At 38.4% G+C, this 25,683-nt stretch carries 20 protein-coding genes and 4 pseudogenes; 16 read left to right on the top strand and 8 right to left on the bottom strand.

Annotated elements, in window-relative coordinates:
- Positions 1-511: 511 nt before the first annotated feature.
- The gene (gene uspB, locus BHE89_RS03030) at positions 512-844 is read left to right on the top strand and encodes a universal stress protein UspB (RefSeq protein WP_006534411.1); all 333 of its coding nucleotides are present in this window, start codon (positions 512-514) and stop codon (positions 842-844) included.
- A gap of 64 nt (positions 845-908) precedes the next feature.
- Here the strand turns inward: uspB and pitA are convergent, their stop codons facing one another.
- Positions 909-2,408 carry an inorganic phosphate transporter PitA gene (gene pitA, locus BHE89_RS03025; RefSeq protein WP_069369438.1) on the bottom strand — a complete coding sequence of 500 codons (1,500 nt, stop codon included), beginning with the start codon at positions 2,406-2,408 and terminating at the stop codon, positions 909-911.
- A 309-nt stretch (positions 2,409-2,717) separates the two neighbouring features.
- Here pitA and BHE89_RS03020 point away from each other — a divergent pair, with 309 nt between their 5' ends.
- From BHE89_RS03020 to BHE89_RS03015, 3 genes are all read left to right on the top strand, one after another.
- Positions 2,718-3,596: an aminoacetone oxidase family FAD-binding enzyme gene (locus BHE89_RS03020; protein WP_286145848.1), complete on the top strand. Its 879-nt coding sequence runs from the start codon at positions 2,718-2,720 to the stop codon at positions 3,594-3,596.
- Between the two features lie 4 nt (positions 3,597-3,600).
- A complete protein-coding gene (locus tag BHE89_RS24800) occupies positions 3,601-3,936 on the top strand; it encodes an NAD(P)/FAD-dependent oxidoreductase (RefSeq protein ID WP_353615098.1) in 336 nt (111 codons plus the stop codon).
- A 603-nt stretch (positions 3,937-4,539) separates the two neighbouring features.
- A complete protein-coding gene (locus BHE89_RS03015; protein ID WP_069369436.1) occupies positions 4,540-5,241 on the top strand; it encodes a pirin family protein in 702 nt (233 codons plus the stop codon).
- A gap of 172 nt (positions 5,242-5,413) precedes the next feature.
- On the opposite strand, the gene pckA is transcribed toward BHE89_RS03015, so the two are convergent.
- The 4 genes and pseudogenes from pckA to umoB all read right to left on the bottom strand — a co-directional run bounded on the left by pckA (position 5,414) and on the right by umoB (position 10,748).
- Positions 5,414-7,033, bottom strand: coding sequence for a phosphoenolpyruvate carboxykinase (ATP) (gene pckA / locus BHE89_RS03010; protein WP_069369435.1), 1,620 nt, complete (start codon positions 7,031-7,033; stop codon positions 5,414-5,416).
- A gap of 221 nt (positions 7,034-7,254) precedes the next feature.
- Positions 7,255-8,126 (bottom strand): annotated as a pseudogene (gene hslO / locus BHE89_RS03005) (Hsp33 family molecular chaperone HslO).
- Between the two features lie 26 nt (positions 8,127-8,152).
- Entirely contained in the window at positions 8,153-8,566 is a 414-nt protein-coding gene (gene hslR, locus BHE89_RS03000; protein WP_069369433.1) for a ribosome-associated heat shock protein Hsp15, read from the bottom strand.
- A gap of 73 nt (positions 8,567-8,639) precedes the next feature.
- A pseudogene (gene umoB, locus BHE89_RS02995) lies at positions 8,640-10,748 on the bottom strand (flagellar biogenesis regulator UmoB).
- A 322-nt stretch (positions 10,749-11,070) separates the two neighbouring features.
- On the opposite strand from umoB, the gene nudE reads away from it, so the two are divergent.
- Positions 11,071-11,658 (top strand): ADP compounds hydrolase NudE, encoded by a 588-nt coding sequence (nudE, locus tag BHE89_RS02990; protein WP_128860291.1) that lies wholly within the window; start codon positions 11,071-11,073, stop codon positions 11,656-11,658.
- Between the two features lie 46 nt (positions 11,659-11,704).
- On the opposite strand, the pseudogene mrcA reads toward nudE, so the two are convergent.
- Positions 11,705-14,241, bottom strand: a pseudogene (gene mrcA, locus BHE89_RS02985) (peptidoglycan glycosyltransferase/peptidoglycan DD-transpeptidase MrcA).
- Positions 14,242-14,753: 512 nt separating this feature from the next.
- Here mrcA and BHE89_RS24795 point away from each other — a divergent pair.
- The 11 genes and pseudogenes from BHE89_RS24795 to trpS all read left to right on the top strand — a co-directional run bounded on the left by BHE89_RS24795 (position 14,754) and on the right by trpS (position 24,072).
- Positions 14,754-15,185: a hypothetical protein gene (locus BHE89_RS24795; protein WP_286145845.1), complete on the top strand. Its 432-nt coding sequence runs from the start codon at positions 14,754-14,756 to the stop codon at positions 15,183-15,185.
- Entirely contained in the window at positions 15,173-15,742 is a 570-nt protein-coding gene (locus tag BHE89_RS02975) for a hypothetical protein (protein WP_069369428.1), read from the top strand. The genes BHE89_RS24795 and BHE89_RS02975 overlap by 13 nt, the downstream gene beginning before the upstream one ends.
- Positions 15,717-15,878: a hypothetical protein gene (locus BHE89_RS23630; protein ID WP_171742439.1), complete on the top strand. Its 162-nt coding sequence runs from the start codon at positions 15,717-15,719 to the stop codon at positions 15,876-15,878. Before BHE89_RS02975 ends, BHE89_RS23630 begins: the two co-directional genes overlap by 26 nt.
- A gap of 391 nt (positions 15,879-16,269) precedes the next feature.
- Positions 16,270-17,380 (top strand): annotated as a pseudogene (gene pilQ / locus BHE89_RS02970) (type IV pilus secretin PilQ).
- Positions 17,381-17,949: 569 nt separating this feature from the next.
- Positions 17,950-18,471 carry a shikimate kinase AroK gene (aroK, locus tag BHE89_RS02965; protein ID WP_036914409.1) on the top strand — a complete coding sequence of 174 codons (522 nt, stop codon included), beginning with the start codon at positions 17,950-17,952 and terminating at the stop codon, positions 18,469-18,471.
- Between the two features lie 54 nt (positions 18,472-18,525).
- The gene (gene aroB / locus BHE89_RS02960; protein WP_069369425.1) at positions 18,526-19,620 is read left to right on the top strand and encodes a 3-dehydroquinate synthase; all 1,095 of its coding nucleotides are present in this window, start codon (positions 18,526-18,528) and stop codon (positions 19,618-19,620) included.
- Between the two features lie 170 nt (positions 19,621-19,790).
- Positions 19,791-20,717 (top strand): SPOR domain-containing protein, encoded by a 927-nt coding sequence (locus tag BHE89_RS02955; RefSeq protein WP_069369424.1) that lies wholly within the window; start codon positions 19,791-19,793, stop codon positions 20,715-20,717.
- Positions 20,718-20,848: 131 nt separating this feature from the next.
- Complete coding sequence (dam, locus tag BHE89_RS02950; protein ID WP_128860290.1) at positions 20,849-21,616, top strand: adenine-specific DNA-methyltransferase; 768 nt, start codon at positions 20,849-20,851, stop codon at positions 21,614-21,616.
- Between the two features lie 44 nt (positions 21,617-21,660).
- Complete coding sequence (gene rpe, locus BHE89_RS02945; RefSeq protein ID WP_069369422.1) at positions 21,661-22,332, top strand: ribulose-phosphate 3-epimerase; 672 nt, start codon at positions 21,661-21,663, stop codon at positions 22,330-22,332.
- Positions 22,332-23,042, top strand: a complete 711-nt coding sequence (locus BHE89_RS02940) for a phosphoglycolate phosphatase (RefSeq protein WP_069369421.1) — start codon at positions 22,332-22,334, stop codon at positions 23,040-23,042. The genes rpe and BHE89_RS02940 overlap by 1 nt, the downstream gene beginning before the upstream one ends.
- Before the next feature lies 1 nt (position 23,043).
- A complete protein-coding gene (gene trpS, locus BHE89_RS02935; protein WP_023583113.1) occupies positions 23,044-24,072 on the top strand; it encodes a tryptophan--tRNA ligase in 1,029 nt (342 codons plus the stop codon).
- 74 nt (positions 24,073-24,146) lie between these two features.
- Here the strand turns inward: trpS and yiiM are convergent, their stop codons facing one another.
- Positions 24,147-24,821: a 6-hydroxyaminopurine reductase gene (yiiM, locus tag BHE89_RS02930; protein WP_069369420.1), complete on the bottom strand. Its 675-nt coding sequence runs from the start codon at positions 24,819-24,821 to the stop codon at positions 24,147-24,149.
- Positions 24,822-24,934: 113 nt separating this feature from the next.
- Positions 24,935-25,558, bottom strand: a complete 624-nt coding sequence (gene sodA, locus BHE89_RS02925; RefSeq protein WP_069369419.1) for a superoxide dismutase [Mn] — start codon at positions 25,556-25,558, stop codon at positions 24,935-24,937.
- Positions 25,559-25,683 lie beyond the last annotated feature (125 nt).

Raw genomic sequence — 25,683 nt, 5'->3', positions numbered from 1 at the left:
AACTTATGCCAAATTCATCAAGAAAGCATCTATCGATAAATAACAATATACACCATTTTAGATTAGCACGATGTTATTCACCGACAATATCATCATAATCCATCGTGAACTCCTTCCATAAGCTGATTAATCGGTTGGAAAGGCGGTTAAGCCTAAATCCTATATATTAAATATAACGTTTTAAGATGAAAGCTAGATGTCGTCTTGATCACAACTTATGCCAAATTCATCAAGAAAGCATCTATCGATAAATAACAATATACACCATTTTAGATTAGCACGATGTTATTCACCGACAATATCATCATAATAATGAGAATTAAGTATAAAAAACAACAAATACACCCTTTTAGAGTTATTTTTTTATCTTTTTTCTGAAAAAGGAAACAACTTGAAAAAGTCACTTTTGTTTATTGCTTAATTTCACCTAAACTTAGAGTAGAGAAAAAAGTAACCTTTATAGGTAAAGGTTTTCTTCATCTCATGAATCTATTATTCTAGGGAGGGGATTATGTTTAATGTCATTGTTGTCTTTTGGGCGCTATGTATTCTTTGCCTAATTAATATGATGCGTTATTTTTCATCTATTCGGGTATTACTCACAATACTGCGCCAATCGGATCCTTTGCTCTACCAATCGGTGGACGGCAATGGATTTTTTACTATGCATGGGCAATTTTCAAAACAGTTACGCCTTATCCGCTATATCAACCAACGCCAATACATCAATCATCATAATCCTGAAGTTATTATGCGTTGCGAGCGCATTTATCGGCAATTCTATCTTGTTAGCCGTTTTTGTATTTTGGCTGTCGCCAGTTTAATTGCAATGCTTTTTTGGTAGCAACAAAACAAAAAACGTGACTAAAAGTCACCGTTTATAAACAAACTTGGGTAATTGACTGTTATCAGCTATTCACAATAAATGTCAGTGATATCCAATAAAGTAAACCTGATAAACCAATGCTAACGGGTAATGTTAAGATCCAAGCCAGTGCAATATTTTTCACTGTCTTCGTTTGAACACCACCACCATCAACAATCATCGTACCTGCAACCGCAGATGATAGAACTTGTGTTGTTGATACCGGCATCCCCGTATAACTTGCTACTCCGATGGAAACTGCTGCGGTTACCTGAGCAGAAACCCCTTGAGCATAAGTCATCCCTTTTTTACCGATTTTCTCACCAATTGTTACTGCAACGCGTTTCCAACCTACCATTGTCCCAATAGAGAGCGCTAATGCCACTGCGATAATGATCCAAATCGGAGCATATTCCACGGTGTTTAGCAGGTCACGACTCAATGTTTTTAAGAACCGTGCATCTTGGGCGCTAGTTTCTGGTAATTTAGCGACTTCAGTTGCAGTATCAGCGATACACATAAGTAATCGACGCATTTGAGCACGCTGGTCTGCTGTTAGCTCATCATAAGAGCTAATATTTGCAAGCATCTGTTCTGTTTGATTAAGAACAATTGGCGTTCTTGCGCTATTACAATGAAAATCTGTATCACTAGCATCAGCTTGAACTGATACTACCGGTGTATTATCAATAGCATGTTGTAGCGCTGGCTGATGTTTCTCATAATATTGTTGTAAGTGCACAACTGCATCATGAGTTTTGGTGATATCGTATCCGCTCGCACTCATATTGACGACAAAGCCCGCAGGCGCCACGCCAATTAATACCAACATGATGAGACCGATACCTTTCTGCCCATCATTTGCACCGTGAGAGAAACTCACCCCAACTGCCGATAAAATCAGTGCAGTACGAGTCCAAAATGGCGGCTTACGCTTACCATCTTGCTTCTCACGTTCAGCTGGCGTCAGGTGGATACGACGACGTTTTTTCGTACCACTCCAGTAACGGCGCAGTAAGAAAATCATCGCGCCCGCAATAACCAAGCCGATAATCGGTGAAAGTATGAGTGATAGGAAGATACTGATCATTTTTGGTATGTTTAATGCGTCAACGATAGACGAATCTGTCACGATAGCATTTGTTAAACCAATACCAATGATAGCACCTATCAGCGTATGTGAACTTGATGCTGGAATACCAAAATACCATGTACCTAAGTTCCAGATAATGGCGGCTAACAGCAACGAGAAGACCATGGCAAGGCCATGAGCTGAGCTCACATTCAGCAGAAGATCTGTCGGTAACAAGTGAACGATAGCATAAGCTACGCTCAATCCACCGAGCAAAACTCCAAGGAAGTTAAATACACCCGCCATTACGACCGCAAATTGCGCACGCATAGCACGAGTATAGATAACAGTTGCTACCGCATTTGCGGTATCATGAAAGCCATTAATAGCTTCATAAAATAGCACAAATAACAGTGCTAAAACCAACATCAAACCTGTATGAAATTCTAGGTCAGTAAACAAATGTAGCATAGACGTTAAGCCAGTTAGTTGGACATGAACGCGGCGCATTATCAGCGACAAATGCGAACGGTGGAAGCGAAATTTAACCTTTTTTTGATTTGATAACCAAGAAAATCAGAACCTTTTTAAGATAATTCCTTATATATCATTTAAATTAATAAAAATAAAAAAAAAGTAAATTTCTGACAATTTTTTTCCTTGCTAATAAGAATTTAGGTGAAAAATGCAGATTTCTCCATATAATTTTACAAAACACTCTGATCTTACGCGAAAATCATTGATTAAGTAGTCAGAGAAAACCAAGAACGAGACATCATTGTGGGATCATACGATACAGTAATTATAGGTGCAGGTGCCGCGGGGCTTTTTTGTGCGTCTTTAGCTGGGCAAGCAGGATTATCTGTTTTAGTCCTCGATAATGGCAAAAAAGCAGGCCGTAAAATTCTCATGTCAGGCGGTGGACGTTGTAATTTCACCAATATGTATATCGAGCCTTCAGCGTATTTATCAGAGAACCCTCATTTCTGTAAGTCAGCACTTGCTCGCTATACACAATGGGATTTTATTGAATTAGTGCAAAGGCATAATATCGCCTACCACGAAAAAACATTAGGACAGCTATTTTGTGATGATTCTGCACAGCAAATTGTTGATTTATTACTCACCGAATGTCAAAAAGGGAAAGTAAGTGTTCGCTTACGTAGTGAAGTGACACAAATCGAGAAAACAGATGTGGGCTTTACTCTTTTTGTTGATGGAAAAACGATCACAACACCTTCGGTGGTCGTTGCCAGTGGTGGTCTTTCTATGCCCGGATTAGGGGCTACGCCTTTTGGCTATAAAGTTGCAGAGCAATTTGGGCTTTCTGTTTTACCAACACGAGCAGGATTAGTCCCTTTTACATTACATAAACCCCAACTTGAGCAATTAAGCCAACTATCTGGCGTCGCTGTACCTGCTATTGTGACGGCAAAAAATGGGATCAGTTTTAAAGAAAACATTCTTTTTACACATCGTGGTCTTTCAGGTCCTGCTATTTTACAAATCTCTAGTTATTGGCAATCTGGTGAGTATGTAAGTATTAACTTACTTCCAAATATTGATGTTGAAAGCTTGCTACAAAAAAAAACGTCAAAAACACCCGAATCAATTATTAAAAAATACGCTTTCTCGCTTATTACCAAAACGCTTCATTGAAATAATGATAGAAAGCAAACAGTTACCTGATGTTCCTCTAACTCAACTTAGTAATGAACGGATAATGCAAATTGCAACGTTATTACAAGGATGGCAAGTTCAGCCCAATGGTACAGAGGGATATCGCACCGCAGAAGTCACTCTAGGTGGCGTAGATACTCGCGCTCTTTCTTCTAAAACAATGGAAGCCACACAAGTAAAAGGACTCTATTTTATTGGAGAAGTAGTTGATGTGACGGGTTGGTTAGGTGGATATAACTTCCAGTGGGCGTGGAGTTCAGCTTATGCTTGTGCTCAGAACCTTATCTCAACATCAAAATCGACCTTTGTTGAACAATAATAAATAAATTTATAATTATTAAAGTTATAAATATCAGCTTTATAATTCTATAAACTTATAAGTCATACATAATAAAAACCAGCCATCATCAATCAGTGATGGCTTTTTCTTCTCGTATTTATTGATAGCGATTCAAAATGCCTTATCTCCCTTCCTTTTCTTGGGTTTTATACCTCATTTTCTCTTCTTTTTTCTATCAATACCCCCATAAAGAATATTGTTAACTATTTGGTTATATTACTTTTTTAAAAAATAATTAAAATAAAAAAAACTCGTTAATCAGTAAGTTAAGACTTTTTAGCCTTTTTTTTTCTAATTTGATTAAAAAAAAGGACTTTACAAATGATACTGAGAACTATTATCATCAATAACACTTTCAGATGCACCACCTTCAGGGTCATATGAAAGAACGACATTGCTCACATTGCTTCCAGTGTTTTACTTTAGCCAGCCGGGTGCTGGCTTTTTCTTTTCTAGAACTTATTCGATATTTTTATTTTCTCTTATTCAAATTATTTGGATCCTCAAGTTAAATTCCTCCGCTTTTTTACTTTGCGCCACTGAGTAAACTGTGTTCAATAACTTCAGAGAAGGAAACACATTATGATTTATCTACGCAAAGCAAATGAAAGAGGACATGCTAATCATGGTTGGCTAGATAGCTGGCATACCTTCTCTTTCGCAAATTACTACGATCGTAATTTTATGGGATTTTCTGCACTACGAGTGATTAATGAAGATCGCGTAATACCCGGTGAAGGTTTTGGTACTCATCCTCATAAAGACATGGAAATTTTAACCTATGTGCTTGAAGGTAATATCGAGCATAAAGACAGCATGGGTAATAAAGAAAATGTTCCCGCAGGTGAGTTCCAAATAATGAGTGCAGGGACAGGCATAACTCACTCAGAATATAATCCAAATAGTGATAAAGGGCTGCATTTTTACCAAATTTGGATTATGCCTAATACTGTCGGTATCACACCACGTTACGATCAGCGTCGTTTTGATACCACAGTGAGTAAACAACTTATTTTATCGCCAGATGCCCGTGAAGGCTCTTTAAAAGTCTTCCAAGATATGACGTTATGGCGCTGGAACCTTAAAAAAGGTGAAGAAGCACAATATCAAGCCGAAACAGGTCGTCATGTTTGGCTACAAGTTGTGAAAGGTAAAATAACGATTAATGACATTATTGCGACCACCAGTGATGGTGTAGCAATTGCTAATGAAGATATGATCCGTTTCGTTGGTGATGAAGATAGTGAAATTTTACTGTTTGATTTACCTCCTGTAACAGCATAGTTGGGTTATCACCCTCTAAAGCCACTTTTTCTCTAATAAACTATTTCACTTTATTTTTCTCTTCCCTGAAATCTTCTCGCATTTCAGGGATTTTTTTGCTCAAAGATTTCAAATAAAAAAACACCAAAACCACATCCTATGAGTTTGGTGTTTTTATTCATACAAATAAAAATTAACGTTTTGGCCCTACTTTAGTCAACGCTTGACCCGCTGGGGTATCTGTATATTTATCAAAGTTTTTCACAAAACGATCGGCCAGATCGTCTGCTTTGGTATCCCATTGCGTTTTATCAGCATAAGTATCACGAGGATCTAAGATTTCGCTGTTAACGCCAGGTAGTTCTGTTGGGATCTCTAAATCAAATACAGGCAATGTTTTCATAGGGGCTTTATCAATATCACCATTTAAGATGGCATCAATAATCGCGCGTGTATCTTTAATCGAGATACGCTTACCTGTCCCATTCCAACCGGTATTAACCAAGTAGGCTTTTGCACCTGATGCTTGCATACGTTTTACTAAAACTTCAGCGTATTGTGTTGGGTGCAGAGATAAAAATGCCGCACCAAAACAAGCTGAGAATGTTGGCGTTGGTTCAGTCACACCACGTTCTGTTCCCGCAAGTTTAGCAGTGAAGCCTGACAAAAAGTGGTATTGCGTCTGTTCTGGTGTTAATCGTGATACTGGAGGTAACACACCAAACGCATCTGCCGTTAAGAAAATAACTTTCTTAGCATGACCTGCTTTAGAGATAGGTTTAACGATATTATCGATATGATAGATAGGATAAGAAACTCGGGTATTTTCTGTTTTCGAACCATCATCGAAATCAACAGAGCCGTCAGATAATACAACCACATTTTCTAACAAGGCATCACGTTTAATTGCACCATAGATATCGGGTTCAGCTTCTTTTGATAAGTGGATTGTTTTCGCATAACAACCCCCTTCAAAGTTAAACACGCCGTCATCATCCCAACCATGCTCATCATCACCAATTAACTTACGCTTAGGATCCGTTGAAAGCGTTGTTTTACCTGTGCCTGATAGACCAAAGAAAATAGCAACATCACCACTTTCACCAACGTTTGCGGAACAGTGCATAGAAGCAATACCTTTAAGAGGAAGGAAGTAGTTCATCATAGAGAACATACCTTTCTTCATCTCGCCACCGTACCAAGTACCACCAATTAACTGAATGCGTTCAGTTAAATTGAAAGCAACGAAATTCTCTGAATTCAGACCTTGCGCCTTCCAATTTGGATTTGTACATTTCGCTCCGTTCATCACAATGAAATCTGGTGTGAAATTCGCCAGCTCTTCTTGCTCAGGACGAATAAACATATTTTTAACAAAATGAGCTTGCCAAGCAACTTCTGTGATAAAACGAACTTTCAAACGAGTATCCGCATTCGCACCACAAAATGCATCGACAACAAACAAACGTTTGCCTGACAGCTGATGGGTTACTAATGATTTTAAGTCAGCCCACACTTCTTGTGAAAGTGGCTTATTATCGTTCTTGCCTTTACCCTGATCAGCCCACCATACGGTGTCACGAGTAACATCATCACGAACAATGTATTTATCTTTCGGAGAACGTCCAGTAAATATACCTGTATCAACAGCAATAGCACCTAATGAGGTTTGAGTGCCTCGTTCGTAACCTGTTAATCCGGGCTTAGTTTCTTCATTAAATAACTGCTCATAACTTGGGTTATAAATGATTTCACTTGTGTCCTTAATACCGTACTGCTGGAGATCCTTAGGGGTAAGACCTTTAACGCTCATAGTTTTGCTCCTGATAAATAGACCTTTCTACGAATAATATTAAGGTGTTACAAGTAATTAACAGCGATTGTTATCAATATTTTGAAAATTTATAATTTTTTTTATGTTAAGAACGAGAACTAATGCACAAAACTAAAGAAAAATTGTTGAATAAAAAAGGACGCAAAATAGCGTCCTTAGGATAAAATCGTCTTGCTAAATCGAATCAGTTTAATTTGGATTTATCCAACTTTATTGATATTATTAATATCATTCTCTGTAAAGATATAATGTGTTCCACAATATTCGCATTCCATATTCAATTTTTTCCCTTTTCTTGCAACAGGTGGTTCACATCCTCTTCCGATAATGTTACTAATGTATTTTCACAACGTTCACGCGAACAAGTGCAATGAAATTCAACAACTTGAGGATCATAAAGAGTGACATCTTCTTCGTGATATAAACGGTGTAAGATCTCTTTAGTATCTAGCGTAAATAGCTCTTCAGCCTTGATTGTGTGTGTTAATTTCGTCAGTAAATCAAAACTTTCAGCAGTATGTTTTGCTGTAAATGCTTCTGATGCCGGTAATACTTGTAATAACATACCGGCTGCAGCAGGTTTGCCCGCTTGCATACCACTACGAATAAATACACGTGTAGGTAACTGTTCTGATTGCTTAAAGTAGTTATCAATACAGGCTTCAATCGTTTCACCATCAAGCGCAACAATACCTTGATAACGTTCACCTTTTTCAGGCGTTACTGTGATGACCATAAAACCATTACCGATCATCTCTTTTAAGGTACTACCCGCTTTAACATCATCTCCAATACGTGCAACACCACGCATTTGTTGATTGTTATTTCCATTGATCACAGCCAGTCGCACAGGGCCATCACCTTGTATTTGAACCGTAATATCACCTTCAAATTTAAGCGTAGCGGTTAACAAACTGGTTGCCACCAGCAAATCACCCAGAAGGTGTTGAACTGGCTCAGGATAATGGTGATTCTCAAGCATTGATTGATAGGTTTCAGTCACATTGACCAATTCACCACGTACCGCGTTTTTTTCGAATAAAAAACGTGATAAAGAATCTTTTTTAGACATGATTTTCTCTCATTTCAGGGAATCGATTAATCCGATTCTTGTAAATTTGTCTGTTTGAAGCGAAGTAAGGTACGTCTTTCCTTTTTATCGGGACGACGTTCCGGATGAGGCATTGTTAATGCATTCATTTTTCTTGCTAAAGCAATTTTTTCTCTTTTAGCAATACTTTCCGGTGTTTCACAATACAGTGCTTGGGCTTGAGCAGCACCTTGCCGCTGTGAACTTACCATAAGAAGAATTACCGTCCGTTCATCATTACCTTGTCGTAGGCGTATTTCAGCCCCCTCTTCAACAATTTTACTTGGCTTACTTCTCACCCCATTGTAGTGAACTTTGCCACCTTCAATCATTGTGCGAGCAATAGCGCGCGTTTTATAGAAACGTGCAGCCCAAAGCCATTTATCTAAACGGACGCCACTTTCTTGCGATGGTTGACTCATCCCTTTCTCCTTAACTTCACAACTTCTTTATGAAGGCGATAGTGTAAACACATAGCCTCCCACAACAAGGGACTTACTGAGGAGGGCGATAAAAACAGTGCTCATAATAGAGACTGATTTTATTCATGCGTTGGTTATTTTGTCGCCGACGCCGGATGATAAGAAATAGGTTCAATATTAAGAACCCAATAGCGATAAACAATAATAACGTATTACCGATGTAATATAACATCGTCATCGAATCTGGCAGGCTATGTAAAAATATCTGTAACGTACCATTTGCATCAATAACCATGCCCGTTATTACGCCACCTGTATCAAAAGGTGTATGCAATAAAATATCGGATAAACGTTGTAGTTCTCGCCACTGTTCTAACGGAGTTGGTTCAAACACTGAGTTTGAACTTGAAGCGTAATCAACAAGCTGTTTTCTTTCATCACTGATTAACAGCACACCACCCGGTGGAGGACTGTTTAACAGTATTGCGGCTTTATCTATTTCTCGGTAGATAAAAGAAGATGTGGTGGTGTCGATAAGCTTTTCCAAGGCCTCAGCACTCACAGCTCGTAATAAAACATTGGTTCCGGTTAATTTACCGCTTTCAGCTCGTTGAACTAATGCAGCCCAATCATTGACGTTACTTAAATTAACTAGCGCCATTTTAAGGCGAATACACTCATTTTCTCGTGGACATAAATCCTGTGTTTTCAACACAATACCATCAAAATTATCTAATAGGTTCATCCCGGATTTAGTAATCGCTTGACCTAAACTTGGGTTAACTCGGTTATTAGAAACAGGATGTAATTGCTCTTCAACCATATGCAATAAAGCCGCTGCTTTTTCTATCGTACTCGATTCAGGCATTGGCATTGGATTACTGTTATTCCAGTAAATGCCAGAGCAATCAAAAGGTGCAAAAATCGTTTTATTATTCTTACTTGATAAATTAGGTGGCATGTAGCACATCCCAACCCCTTTCGCTTGAATAATATCCCCAACATGTAAATTGGTTGTCTCTAGTTCAGTAAAAATTGGTGACTAAATGAGGTTCTGTATCTTTCAGCCATGAAAAACTGAGTTTCATTGAAAGAGAAAGGGGTTGATAAAGATACAACATGCCAATAATAAATAAGCACCAGAAAACGAAAATAATATTTTTAATATAGCGTTTATAAGGGTAGTTTTTTTCTTCATCATGCAACGAAAGGTAATTTCCTTGCTTTACAACATGATGATTTGGATACATTTCTAAATAAGTCACCTTATCAATATCATTTTGAATATAAGGCTCCCAATGAGGGGGATAAACAAGATCAATCCCCCCTAAAGAAACGTTTTTTACCTGTCCATGATCAAAATTGCCAAAAAGTCCCCAGCGCTTTAAACGCCCCTTAAAACAGTGAATTTCTTGTTTACGCGGTTTAATCAAAGGGTTGTGGATCAAAAAAACGCCAACAGCAAAAAAAGCCCCTCCAGTCGCTAGGATCCAAGGAAGAAAAACTTGAGGCATCATTAAGGCGGTTAGGCACAACGTAAACCCTATACAAATCAAAGAGCCATCCCAAAAACCAGATGAATTATGTAATCGATATTCTTCGTTTGTTTCTTCTCGGATTTGTAATAAGTGCGCCGCATCACCTTCATTCTTTTGAATTGTTGATGAACCATTTGCCAATATAGGCTCAGAAAGCTGTTTTAAACTTAAAGCGGAGAAATGAATTTTTTCATCTTTTAAGAAATGGCCATTAACACCTATAACAATGGGGATTGAAGGGGTACAGACAACATCGAGAACATTTTCTTGCTGAAGGTAAGGAACAAGTAACGGGGGAATATGAATTTCTACCGCATCAATATAGTAACGCCAATGATTTAATCCTTCACTAGAACCCGCAAAACGATTAACGATATTTCTTAATGTAGTCACGACTTCGCCTTTAAGTGGCATATCGGGGAAGTTTTGTAATGAATAGCCAGAGGAAAAATCAGATGTACCAAAATAAGATAAATAATCACTAATAAGCCCATAGTCATCAGAAGTGAGCTTGCGATACGTCGGTTTAGCGAGAGATGGAAGATGATATGAGCCATCAAGCCGCCTTCTTTTAAAGAATAGAAAGGCGGCATTATAAATAGGCTTATCATCAAGATAGCCAATATAATGACTGATAATCTCATTTTTTCCCCATACTTATACTGATGCTGCGTAGTAACAATAACAAATTTAAAACCCTGCCTAACATAAGGCAATTCCTATTCTTTTGTTCTATTTTTTATTTAAATACAATAGATTATGTTTTTATAGTCGCGTTATAATTTATATCTATTTTCAAGTTTATATCCGCTAACAATGCAATCTTCAGGCAAAATAGCGAATCAATAAAATAATAATATTCTCAAAAAATCAAATAAATAACTAGGTTTGATAGCGGAGTGTACTCAATTTTTCTTTAAAAGCTAAATCTAATTGTTAGATTTATTTTGTCATTAAATGTGTTAAATTCAGGTTAATCTCTATTCTGTCAGGGACTGTTATGAAAGAACTCAAAAAAACCCCAATATATTAAACATTGATAACATCGCCCGTTCTCAATTATTTCAGATCCAATCCGTTAATCTGGAGTTTAGTAACGGAGAAAAGCGCACTTATGAGCGAATGAAACCCGCTAATCGTGAAGCCGTTATGATTGTGCCTATTATTGATGACCATCTTATCCTTATTCGTGAATACGCCGTAGGTATCGAAAATTACGATTTTGGTTTTCCAAAAGGCGCCATTGATCCAGGTGAAAATGCCCTACAAGCTGCAAACCGCGAACTAAAAGAAGAAATTGGCTATGGTGCCCACTCGTTAATAGAACTCGCAAAACTTTCTATGGCGCCATCCTATTTTTCTAGCAAAATGAATATTGTCATTGCACATAATCTTTACCCAGAGCAACTCGAAGGTGATGAACCTGAGCCTCTGATCCAAATACGCTGGCCTATCGCAAAAATGATGGACTTACTCGATCATCCCGATTTTACAGAAGCTCGCAGTGTCAGTGCCCTCTTCTTAGCCCATCGCTATCTATTACAAAATAAATAGATAATAAAAAACCGGACTTTAACATCCGGTTTTTATTTTCGATTAATTAGAATAATTCGTTAGATTCGCCATTATCCTCAAAAATCTGTGTTCCTACTTCATTTTTTGCTCTTTCTGTCGGTTGAGTTCCCTCAATAAAATATTCTTTCATTGAAGAGCCGTCACCCGCCAATTTTCCTGTTCTTCTATCAATTTGAACGGCTACAACACCTTTTGGTACTGGCATCATATTAACAGGCACACCGTCGAGAGCCACTTTCATAAAGTCGTTCCAAATCGGTTGTGCGGTTTTCGCACCAGCTTCACCACCACTAGCAGCCGTTCGACCTAAAATTACGACTACTGTCATCAAAAACCAATCCAAGCTGTGGCAACAATATTAGCGCCATATCCAGAGAACCATGCATCTTTAGAACTATTGGTTGTTCCTGTCTTACCACCAATATCTTGGCGTTTCAGATCACGAACAGCGCGCCAACCTGTACCAGACCATCCTGGTTCACCTACAAGGTTTGTTCTTAATGCATCATGCATTAAGAACGCCAGAGGTGTGCTGATAACGTGTGGTGCATAAGGGCTTTCTTTTACAGTTTCAGCTAACGGGGCTTGTTCTAATTCAATTTCAGGCGTAGCTGCTGCTGGCTGAGATTTATTAGATTGAGCAACGTTTTCCATATAGTCATCAGATAACGCAATAGAACGCAGGGTATCGCCGTAAATAACGGGAATATCCGTACAATCTGGGCAAGCTACCTTTGGATTTGCAGTAAACAGTTCTTCGCCATCAGCATTTTCAATACGTTGGATATAATAAGGCTCGATAAGATATCCGCCGTTTGCCATAACAGCAAACCCTCGTACCATTTGCATTGGTGTAAATGATGGTGATCCTAATGCTAACGATTCTGTTCTATCGATATTTTGATTAGGAAAACCAAAACGTAATAGATAATCAGCAGCATAATCCACACCCATTGCACGCATTGCACGTACCATCACCACGTTTTTAGACTGACCTAAACCTTGGCGTAAACGAATAGGACCAGCATAAGTGGGGGGTGAGTTTTTAGGTCGCCAATCTGTACCTGCACCAGCATCCCAACGGCTAATAGGTAAATCATTAAGCAGTGTCGATAACGTCAATCCTTTATCTAATGCAGCAGCGTATAGGAAAGGTTTAATATTTGAACCGACTTGGCGTAACGATTGAGAAACTCGGTTAAATTTACTGATCTCAAAATCAAAACCACCAACGAGCGCAATAATCCCTCCATTGATAGGATCTAATGCAACAAATGCAGCATTAACCCCCGGAAGTTGGGCTAACACCCAGTTGTTTTCGTTATTTTGACGTACCCATATTTGCTCTCCAGCATGCACAACCGCATCAACTTTTGTCGGTGTTGCACCTTGAGAGGTATCAGAAATAAATTTACGAGCCCAACGAACCGCTTTTAAATCTAATGTAATGTTGTCGCCTGTTTTTAAGATAACTTTGGCTTCTTTTGCATCAGCAGATAACACAACCGCGGGAATTAAAGGACCATAAGTTTGGATCCCTTTTAATTTCTGACTGATAGCTTCGTTATCCCATGGCGTTTGCCCTTCACTCCACAGAACCTCTTGAGCACCGCGGTAACCATGACGCATGTCATAATCGATCACATTGTCACGCAAAGCTTTTTCTGCAGCTAATTGATCTTTACGAACAATCGTCGTGTAAATTTTATAGCCATCTGTATAAGCATTTTCACCATAGCGCTCATACATTTCCATTCTCACCATTTCTGTTAGATAAGGTGCAGAGAAATCAATTTGCGGTGCATGGTATTTAGCAACAATAGGCTCTGCTTTTGCACTTTCATACTGTGCACGAGTGATATAGTTTTCTTCATACATACGCAATAAAACGACATTACGACGTTTTAAGGCGCGATCATAAGAATAGAGTGGGTTTAGCGTCGATGGCGCTTTTGGTAAACCCGCAATAACTGCCATTTCATTTAGGCTAAGCTCGTGAACACTTTTTCCAAAGTAAACATAAGCAGCGGCACCCACACCATAAGCACGGTTACCGAGATAAATTTTATTTAGATACAGCGCTAAAATTTCATCTTTAGTGAGCTCTTTTTCTATGCGGATCGCCAAAAAGGCCTCTTTAATTTTTCGCATTAATTTCTTTTCTGGGGTTAAAAAGAAATTTCGAGCTAATTGTTGCGTAATAGTACTAGCGCCTTGAGAGGCTTGCCCTGATGTTAATGCTACAACCACTGCACGCGAGATCCCAATAGGGTCAATACCGTGGTGCTCACGAAAACGCGTATCTTCTGTTGCGATAAAGGCATTAATAAGTTGAGGAGGCATTTCCTCCAATGTTAACGGTAAACGACGTTTTTCACCGTATTGCGCGATCAACTCTCCGTCTGCACTAAAGACTTGCATAGGGGTTTGTAAACGAACATCTTTTAATGTCGCGACATCGGGTAACTGGGGCTCAACATACTTATACATACCGTATATCGAGGCTGCTCCCAAAATTATGCAAGCAAAAACGAAGATGAAAAAATATTTTAAGAACTTCACCTTAAATTTCCCATGTAGTGTGAATTGGGCGGTTTATAAACAAACAGTGCGTAGTATAAAGGTAACGCCTCTTTGAAAATAGGCAATTACTCATCATCAATAGATATGGATATCATTTATGGAAACACACAATTACCAGATTGGTATTGAAATTAACACTCATCATATCAATGCAGTTTTTGGTATTTCAGCAGAATAAACAATGGAAGATTAGTGCATTTTGGCAATTCCCTTTACCTCTTAATGACGATTTAAATGACATAAAATTAAGAAAATCCTAATGGATTGGCGTAAAAAAATTACCTTCTATTAATAATGTTACGCTTTCTCTACCCGATATTTATGAAAACTATCAAATTATCCCACTGCCTCATGCAGTTTCTCTTACCTCAGCAGCATGTTATCGGTTAGCGCAACTACGAGCCACATCTTATACACAAAATACAAAAATCCCTGTTAATTTTGATTATCGGCAAAATAAGGGAAAACTCGCTATTCATCTATGCCATAAAATGATTTTAGATAAGTATATTGACTTGTTTTCTCGAATAAACTTAACAATAACTGCGATTGATACCCCAGCGTGCGCACTACGCTATTTAGCAACTTACCTTAACATCCCACATCAAGCTCCACTTTTGTACTGTAAAAACAAAACGCTATTTTGGATATCACCTGATGAAAATATGCCCCATTACGGTAATCTCGCCTATGAAAACCAACAAGAGCAACAAGCTTGTATTGACCAATTAATAGAAAAATATCATTGGTCATTAAAACAGTGTTATTTAACAGGTGATAATGAAGAGCACTTTAGCCAGTTGATGCCTATTTGGCCCAACTTTTCCCATGAGTTATTTAAAATAACATCAAATAAAGATCCCATTCCACTGATTGCATTGGGTTTAGCATTACGCCCTGAGGAGGTGTTATGTATCAAATAAATTACCTACCTTGGCGCCACAAGTTATTTAGACAAAAAGCATTGTTATGGCTTTCTCAAACACTCTCTTTGATCACGATCACTTTCGTTATTTGTGGCTATTACACCTACCATTTAGCACAAAAACGAACACTCTTAACTGAACAACAACGCCAAACTCAACAACAAGAAGATTTATTACTAAAACAGCTCGATATATATCAAAAACAGAAAAAACAGACACTTTTACGCTATCAACACTATTCACTCTATTACCAAAACTGGTTGCGCTATTTACATTACATTCGCTTCTTTCGAGCTATCGAAACACATCTTCCCTCAGCAGGTTGGATTAGCCACTATGATGAAACTGATAATCAACGCACATTGCATCTCACTCTCCCCAATACACAATCACTCGCCTTTATTACCAACCTTAAAACTCATCCTGTTTTAGCCTCTTTAGCATTAAGTTATTTACAGCAAAGTAAAATTGATCCGTCTTACACTGAAGTACATTTAAAAACAGAATTAAAAGAAAAAGAGCCATGGAATGAAGAAGATAAGGGAAGGCAATGAAAATAAACACACAATGGTTGTTACTAATGATATTTCTACCGAAGTGGAAACTAACGTTACTAAGCTTAATGATGCCTTTTATTATCCTTTTGTTTTATTACCTCTTTATCTATACAAACTACCAGCAAGAAAATAACCCAACAGCACATAGAAAATAGCACAAAGACTAAAAACGTATTAATCACCATAAAAAGTACGTTAGGGACAATGCCATCTATTAATTCACTCATCATACAACAAATAGATTATGACATTCCCTTCAACAACCTACCGGTTAGTGAGCAATTACAACGCTTACTGATGACATACTCTTTTATCCCTGAGGTTTGGGAGAACATGCCTAATTCTTTATATAAACTTACTTTTACTTTGTCTTATCCACAATTTCTCACACTATTGGAATATCTCAATCAAACAAGTTTAGCGCTTATTTCTCTAAATATTGTCCCCATAGAAACCCGCCTAATTTCAGTACAAATGAGCCTTAGTGAGCTAAGTGATTCAAGCGTAATACAGGATGAAATATCATGAAGATAGGTATTTTAATCACCATATTATGTATGACCACCGCTATTATGGCTCACACTAGAGATCCCTTCTTTCCTGATACCCATGACGAAAAAACATCATCTACCTTTGTTGAAGAGCGAATATCAACTACTGGACAATCCGAAGAATTACATCACCAGCTTTATCCTCTAAATTATGCTGATGCTGAAAGACTAGGCGAACAACTAAGTCGTCACACGATCCCATTACTTAGTCAACAGGGGCGAGTGATTATTGATAAAGAAGCGAATAGTCTCTCGATAATTGATAATAGTAAAACACTGTCTGAAATTGGAGATTGGCTAAAATTACGGGATACTCCACAACAACAAGTTCATATCACCGCACATATTGTAAGTAGCAGTCAGGATGCTTTAAATGAATTAGGCACTCAATGGGGATTACAAGCGTTAAAAACACAAGCCGAAGCAGCATCGGCAACACCCAATGCTATTTCAACAGGCGCCTCGCTTAATTCAGCACAATCAACCCCTTCACTTTCTGCATTATCACTCCATCAAAACACTAAAAATCCGCTTCACTATATTGCATTTAATATTGCCAGAATTAATGGGCGCTTATTGGAGCTTGAATTAAGCGCATTAGAACAAGAAAAACAATTAGCTATTATCGCAAGTCCACGACTAACAACTGCCCATGAAAAAACAGCATCCATCAAACAAGGCACAGAGATCCCCTATGTCAGTCGAGATAATGAAATTACACGAGTTCAATTTAAAGAAGCCGTCCTAGGTATGGAAGTAACCCCCATTATTCAGAGAAATAAAAAGATAAGATTAATACTTAAAATTAGTCAAAACACGCCAGGTATTGCTCTGGTTCAAGGCGGAAGTGAACATCTGTCTATTGATAAACAGGAGATCAGCACTGAAGTGACTATTCGAGATGGAGAAACCATTATGTTAGGAGGTATATTTCAGCAAAAACAGCAAGAACACACGGCAAAGATCCCCTTTTTATCCTCTATTCCATTGTTAGGCGTACTTTTTAGTCATAAAAGAGATCAACACAGCCGCCATTGAATTGGTTATTTTTATTACACCCAAAATTAATCTATTTTTTATGTAATAAAAAAAATTTACTTTAAAATACAAGGTGCTACATGTTTTTTACTAGGGTTAAACTGAGAGTTATCTATTGTTTTTTCTTATAATAAGTATTTATAGATTTGACGATGAGGACGATTTAGCTTACAAGGGTTAGCTAATTTGAGTGAGCCTGAAACATCACAATAAAAATACGGATACATTTTTATGCACTTCCTCTATTGTTGGAGGTAGGGCTTTTTATATGTAATATTGATCGATTGATAACGAAAAAGACAATATTATCAGATGCGGTTTTCCGACTAAATTGTGTTAGAATCTCCGCGTTGCCAACAAAGATAATTACTTTTTTAGTAGTTTTTGTTATGTACTGTGGGCAAAGGGATTTTTATCCTATGTTGTCGCTAATGACAGCATGTGGTTATTTTATAGCGATCTACTGAAAGAACTCAGTCTTATTATGAGAGTAGATAACAAATGTTATCAGGTGTGAATTAGATAAACACTCATAAATTTCAGTTTAGGTCCCGTCGCTGAATGAATTTGGCGGGGCGGGTTATCATTAACGAATATCTTAGTAATACCAAAAACATGGCAGAGAAACGTAATATCTTTCTGGTTGGGCCTATGGGTGCCGGCAAAAGCACTATTGGTCGTCAGTTAGCTCAACAACTTAGTATGGAGTTTTATGATTCCGATCAGGAAATTGAGCGGCGTACAGGTGCGGATGTAGGTTGGGTATTTGATGTTGAAGGCGAAGAAGGCTTCCGTCAACGAGAAGAGAAAATAATCAACGAACTTACTGAAAAACAAGGCATTGTTCTTGCAACAGGTGGTGGTTCGGTGAAATCGCGAGAAACCCGTAACAGATTATCTGCTCGTGGTGTGGTTGTTTATTTAGAAACCAATATTGAAAAACAACTCGCGCGTACCCAACGTGATAAAAAACGTCCTTTATTGCAAGGTGTTGAGCCTGTGCGCGATGTCTTAGAGACATTAGCTGAAGAACGTAATCCTCTTTATGAAGAGATTGCTGACATCACTATTCATACTGATGATCAGAGTGCAAAAATTGTAGCCAATCAAATAATTGAATTATTAGAACAAAACTAACAAATTCAGTTAATTACAATGTTAAGTTAAGACAATAAGAAGAAGGCCACTGTTATGGAAAAAATCACTGTCACATTAGGTGAAAGAAGCTATCCCATTACCATTGCTTCTGGCCTTTTTCATCAAGAAGAGACCTTTTTGCCTTTAAAAGCGGGGCAGCAAGTTATGATCGTCACAAACGTGACACTTGCTCCACTTTATTTAGAAAAGGTAACGGACACCTTAAAAAAACAAGGTGTTTTGGTTGATAGCGTAATTTTGCCTGATGGCGAACAATATAAATCGCTTGAAATCATGAATGATGTCTTTACTGCATTATTAGAAAAAAACCACAATCGAGATACAACACTTATCGCATTAGGTGGTGGTGTTATTGGTGATCTAACGGGATTTGCCGCAGCAAGTTATCAACGTGGCGTTCGCTTTATTCAAGTACCAACCACACTATTGTCACAAGTCGATTCTTCTGTTGGTGGAAAAACCGCAGTTAATCACCCTCTTGGCAAAAATATGATTGGTGCATTTTATCAGCCCGCTTCTGTTGTTATCGATCTCGATTGTCTTGCCACATTACCATCTCGTGAACTTTCATCGGGTCTAGCTGAAGTTATTAAATATGGCATCATTTTAGATAAAGACTTTTTTATCTGGCTTGAAAATAATATTGATAAACTCTTGGCTCTTGATCCTAAAGCCATGGCATTTTGTATCCGTCGTTGCTGTGAGCTAAAAGCGGACGTCGTTGCCGCTGATGAAAAAGAAACAAGTGGTTTACGCGCACTCCTCAACCTTGGTCATACCTATGGACACGCCATTGAAGCTCATATGGGCTATGGTGTCTGGTTGCATGGTGAAGCCGTTTCTGCAGGCATGGTAATGGCGGCAAGAACATCTCAATCGCTTGGTCAATTCACTGAAGAAGAAACTCAGCGTGTTATTCAATTGCTTGAGAAAGCCAATCTCCCAGTCAATGGTCCTATTGAAATGACGCCTGATGACTATTTACCTCATATGATGAGAGATAAAAAAGTATCTGGTGGCAAATTACACCTTGTTTTACCAAAAGGTATCGGTCAATCTGAATTGCGTGCCGATATTACTCGCGAACAAGTCCGCAAAGCGATAACATCTTGTATTAACGCAAATTAAGCTTCCCATTATCTGACAACAAACAAACCAGAATATTCATTTAAGGAAAATTCTGGTTAATATTGTCAAATGCAACGTTTCAGAAAAAGCGTTTCATCCTTATACTATGAGGTAATGGCTAAGGCTGAATAGAATATTTTTCGCTTTTTGACGCTCTGACGGAGGGCATAATGGACGAGTTCAAACCTGATAATGAAACCAAGGGTAATAATTCACTCAAACCTGATACATCGGATAGACCTGAACGTCGAACCAACCGACCTCGTAGTAATCCATTAAAAAACGCACGATTCTCTGTATCCCGTCAACAGATGATGATTGGTGTCGGTGTTTTAGTCCTTATTCTGCTCATTATCGCAATAAGCTCAGCATTAAAATCACCAGAAACAGCTGAACCTGCGCCTGCAACCAATACAGAACGAAATATCGACTTATCTCAGCAACCGTCATCCGTTACGCCTTCAGAAAATGGTCAACCATCAACACCTCAATCTATTTCTGGGCAAGATATACAACCGGTAACACCACCTTCACAAAATTTACCGCCAATGATTGATTCTCAAGGTCAACGTGTTGAGATCCCTGGAGATATCGTTGATTCTTTAAATCAACAACAAACGGGTATTAATCAAGCGACTAATCAGCAAAATACACAACAGCCAAAACCGGTACAACCTGTTACACAGCCGCCTGTCACTCAGCCAGTACAAAAACCAGCTGAAGTAAAAACACCACCAACAAAACCACTAACACCAGCAGCGACCACGCAACCTAAACCTACGGCGACTAAACCTGTTGTTTCTGGCTCATTATCAGCAGGTAATTTAAGCACGATCCCTGCGACTAACTATACGCTGCAATTAAGTGGTGCAAGCCGCCAAGATACCTTAGAGGCTTTCGCTAAAAAGAACCTTAATGGAAACTACGCTATTTACAAAACACAGCGTAACGGTAACCCATGGTATGTACTCATCTATGGAAATTATCGTAATATAAGTGAGGCCAAGCAGGCCATTTCTTCTTTACCAACGCCAGTACAAGCAAAACAACCTTGGGTTAGACCGATGAAGCATGTTCATCAGGATCTAAAAAAATAATTAAGACGAAGTTCACCGCTGATATGCTGTCTGAAACAGAGTACAATCGGCGACTCTGAAACGATTGAGAAATTTGGACGGCATGAAAAAAAAAACGCGCATTCCTAAAATGGGCTGGTGGTAAATATCCTTTGGTAGATGACATTAAACGTCATCTACCTGAGGGTAATTGTTTAATTGAACCTTTTATGGGTGCTGGTTCTGTTTTTTTAAATACAGAATACGATTCATATATTCTTGCCGATATAAATAGTGATCTAATTCATCTCTATAATACGGTAAAGCAACATCCTGAAAAATTTATGAAGGATGCCCGCTTATTATTTACCCCTAAAATGAATATCGCAGAAGAATTTTATCAACTACGACAAGAATTTAATCATTCAAAGGACGCTTATCAGCGTAGTGTATTATTTCTCTATCTTAACCGTCATTGCTACAATGGGTTATGTCGTTATAATTCAAAAGGTGAATACAATGTCCCTTTTGGTCGTTATAAAAAACCTTATTTTCCTGAAGCAGAGCTAGTTTGGTTTTCTGAAAAAGCACAAAAAGCCGAATTTGTTTGCCAAAGCTATTCATCGACTATGAATAACGCAGAAAAAGGCGCTGTCGTTTATTGCGATCCGCCTTATGCTCCATTATCACCGACTGCAAATTTCACGTCATACCATACAAATAGCTTTAGTTTTCAGGAGCAGGAACATCTGGCTCAACTTGCCTCAATGCTGGCTTACGAGAGACAGATACCCGTGTTAATATCAAATCATGAGACTGCGTTAACAAAAGAGTGGTACGTGAACGCAAAAGAGCTACACAGTGTGAAAGTCAGAAGAACAATCAGTAGCAACACGCTGGGTCGTAGCAAAGTAAACGAATTACTTGCCTTATATAAATAATCGTTAACACCTCCCGACAATGGGAGTGTTGTCAGGAGAATGCGATGAAAGACTTTCTGATTGCCCCTTCTATTTTATCTGCTGATTTTGCTCGTCTTGGTGAAGATACTGAAAAAGTACTCTCAGCGGGTGCCGATGTTGTTCATTTTGATGTTATGGATAACCACTATGTTCCTAATCTGACCTTTGGTGCACCAATTTGTAAGGCACTGCGCAACTACGGTATTACAGCCCCCATTGATGTTCACCTCATGGTAAAACCCGTTGATCGAATCATTCCTGATTTTGCAAATGCTGGTGCAACTTATATCTCATTTCACGCTGAAGCTAGTGACCACGTCGATCGCACTATTCAATTAATTAAAGATTGTGGTTGTAAAGCAGGCTTAGTGCTTAATCCAGCAACCCCATTAAACTATCTCGACTATGTTATGGATAAATTAGATCTTATCCTGCTAATGTCTGTTAACCCAGGCTTTGGTGGCCAATCTTTTATTCCTAATACGCTCGATAAATTACGCCAAGTTCGTAAGATGATTGACGATGGTGGTTATGACATTCGTTTAGAAATTGATGGCGGTGTCAAAGTCGATAATATTGCTGAAATTGCGCAAGCTGGCGCTGATATGTTTGTTGCAGGCTCTGCTATTTTCAATCAGCCAGACTATAAGCATGTTATCGACAATATGCGCCGTGAATTAGAAAAGGTATCGTAATGACAGATAAAAAACTCAAAGGTATCCGTGCTATCGCCTTTGATCTTGATGGCACCCTTACCGACAGTGCTGTTGGTCTTACAGAAGCAACAGACTACGCATTAAAAGCAAAAGGCTTCCCTCCAGCGGGTAAACATAATGTCACTATTTGGGTTGGGAACGGCGTGGATATGTTACTAACACGCGCTTTACACAATGCTGGCGTCGAGGATGTAACTGATACCTTATTAAAAGAGATGCGTGATCTTTTTGATGAACATTATGCCATCTCAGTTAAAACAGGCAGCGATTTATTCCCCCACGTCAAAGAAACTCTTGAAGCCTTGGCGTCACACAATATTCCTCTGGGTATTGTGACCAACAAACCAACACCATTTATTGCGCCATTACTACAACAACTGGAAATTGAAAAATACTTTTCCTTAGTGTTAGGTGGTGATGATGTAAAAGAAAAAAAACCGCATCCAGCACCATTATATTTAACAATGGGCACGTTTGGTGTTAAAAAAGAAGAACTCCTTTTTGTTGGGGATTCTCGCAATGATATTATTGCAGCACAAGCGGCTGAGTGCCCTTGCGTAGGTTTAACCTACGGCTATAACTACGGCGTACCTATTGCAGACAGCAAACCTGATTTTACTCTCGATAATTTTGCTGACTTGCTCTCTATCCTCGATATCACGCCAATGACAACTGTGGAACAGAATTAAAATGACGACTTCAGTAGAAAAAACGGCACAAAAGCCAATTGTATTCAGTGGTGCACAACCTTCTGGTGAATTAACAATCGGAAACTATATGGGTGCGCTACGTCAATGGGTACAAATGCAAGATGATTATGATTGCATTTACTGTATCGTTGACCAACACGCTATTACAGTACGCCAAGATCCTAAAGAGCTAAGAAAAAGAACCTTAGATACATTGGCTCTGTACCTTGCTTGTGGCATTGATCCAGAAAAAAGCACTATTTTTGTTCAGTCACATGTTCCACAACATGCGCAATTAAGCTGGGCACTTAACTGCTATACCTATTTTGGTGAATTGAGCCGAATGACTCAATTTAAAGATAAATCAGCACGTCACGCTGAAAATATCAATGCAGGCTTATTCGATTATCCGGTATTAATGGCAGCGGATATTCTGATTTATCAAACAAACCAAGTGCCTGTTGGTATCGACCAAAAACAACATCTTGAATTAAGCCGTGATATTGCTCAGCGTTTTAACGCTATTTATGGCGATATATTTACCGTGCCAGATCCTTTTATTCCTAAAGGCGGTGCTCGAGTAATGGCATTACAAGATCCAACTAAAAAAATGTCTAAATCAGATGATAACCGTAATAACGTTATCGCGTTGCTTGAAGATCCAAAAGCAGCCGCTAAAAAGATAAAACGAGCAATGACAGACTCAGAAGAGCCACCTCGTGTTATTTACGATCTTGAAAACAAAGCGGGTGTGTCTAATTTACTCGATATCTTAGCGGGTGTTACAGGTAAAACTATTCCTGAATTAGAAGCTGAATTTGAAGGCAAAATGTACGGTCATCTAAAAGGTGCTGTCGCTGATGCGGTATCTGAAATGCTAACCAACATTCAAGAACGTTTTAACACATTCCGTAATGATGAAGCCTTACTTAATAAAATCATGAAAGAAGGTGCTGACAAAGCCAAAGCTCGCGCTCAAGCAACCTTAGATAAGGTTTATGACGCAATCGGATTTATTGCACATCCATGATATTTCGTTAATACATAAAAACACCTCGCCTATTTTTAGGAAGGTGTTTTTTTAGTAAAGAGGGAATTAACGCTTTACGCCTTAAACAACCGTCGATTAAAACTCTCAATAGTTTGATTTTTCAATCTTAACTGCATAGTCTTACTCCAACTTGCTGATAATCCTGCTGTACTTAATAGGCGATGATAAAGCTCTTCATCAAACGGCATATGGAAAGCAATCGAAATCGCTTCTTTAACAGAGACACTGCTGTTTCTTGAAACCAAAACAAGAGGATGATGACTGCCTGTTTCTCCTGTACTTACAACGCGATATAACCAACCACAATAACCACTATCTTGCATAATTTGCGAAAAATTACTAACTTCTGTCACTGTATTCAGTTTGTAGCAAGGAGAACGAGGTTGAGTCACTTGAATTAATGCTGTTCCCCATTGATAAATATCACCAATAAAAACATTTTCTTCTGTCATGCCTGTTGTTGAGATATTTTCACCAAATGCAGGGGCATTGAAAAAATCAGTCAATTGCGGGAATTGTTCAGCCCAATAACGATAATGTTCTTTAGGATAGTGGCAAAGTGCGCGATCAGGTCCACCGTGAAAATGCTTTTCTGCTTGCTCATCACCTTCTAATCCTTGTGGTGTCAATTTGATATGACCATCCACCAGCCTTTTGGTGATCGCACTGGTAAATCCATTAGATGTTGTTGTGATATTACCGATAAAAACACTAGGAAAATAACGCATAGTTCACTACCTAAACAGAAAAGAATAACTCATAGTAAAGATAGTGTTCAAAAGAAACAATGCCGACAAATGTCGGCATTGAAAATATAAAAAAAAGGACGTTATCTACTCAATTATGCTTTACTCTGAAAACGTTTTTGCGCTTCGTCCCAGTTAACGACAGACCAGAACGCTTTAATATAATCAGGACGGCGATTTTGATATTTCAAGTAGTAAGCATGTTCCCACACATCTAACCCTACAATTGGGTAACCAGATGCGCCCGCTAACTCTTCACCCATCAATGGGCTATCTTGGTTTGCAGTAGATACTACCGCAAGTTTGCCATCGTCTTTTAATACCAGCCAAGCCCAACCTGAACCGAAACGGCTAGCAGCAGCTTTTTCAAATAGTTCTTTAAAGGCATCAACGCTACCAAAATCGCGCTCAATCGCATCTTTTAGTGAACCTTGTAATTGAGTACCTAGCTTCAGGCCTTTCCAGAATAATGAGTGGTTAGAGTGACCCCCCGCATTATTACGTAAAAAAGTGCGTTGATCAGCAGGCACTTTATGAAGATTTTTAACTAACTCATCAATGTCTAAACCAGCAAGCTCAGGTAATTTTTCTAATGCTGTATTGGTATTATTCACATAAGTTTGATGATGCTTAGTATGGTGAATTTCCATTGTACGCTCATCAAAATGAGGCTCTAATGCATCATAAGCATAAGGCAGTGCAGGTAATGTATAGCTCATATTTATCTCCAGTGCTGTTTTATCTTGGATCACACCATGTGATTTATCTTTTCATTTCATTATAGTGAAAAAAAACGTTAATGAAAAATCATTATCATATCCATATTATTTTTTGTGTTTTTTTT

The sequence above is a fragment of the Shigella sp. FC1967 genome (assembly GCF_001743005.1).
GTDB lineage: Bacteria > Pseudomonadota > Gammaproteobacteria > Enterobacterales > Enterobacteriaceae > Proteus.
The sequence above is the reverse complement of the archived record's forward strand: the minus strand, read 5'-3'. Positions and strand labels throughout refer to the sequence as shown.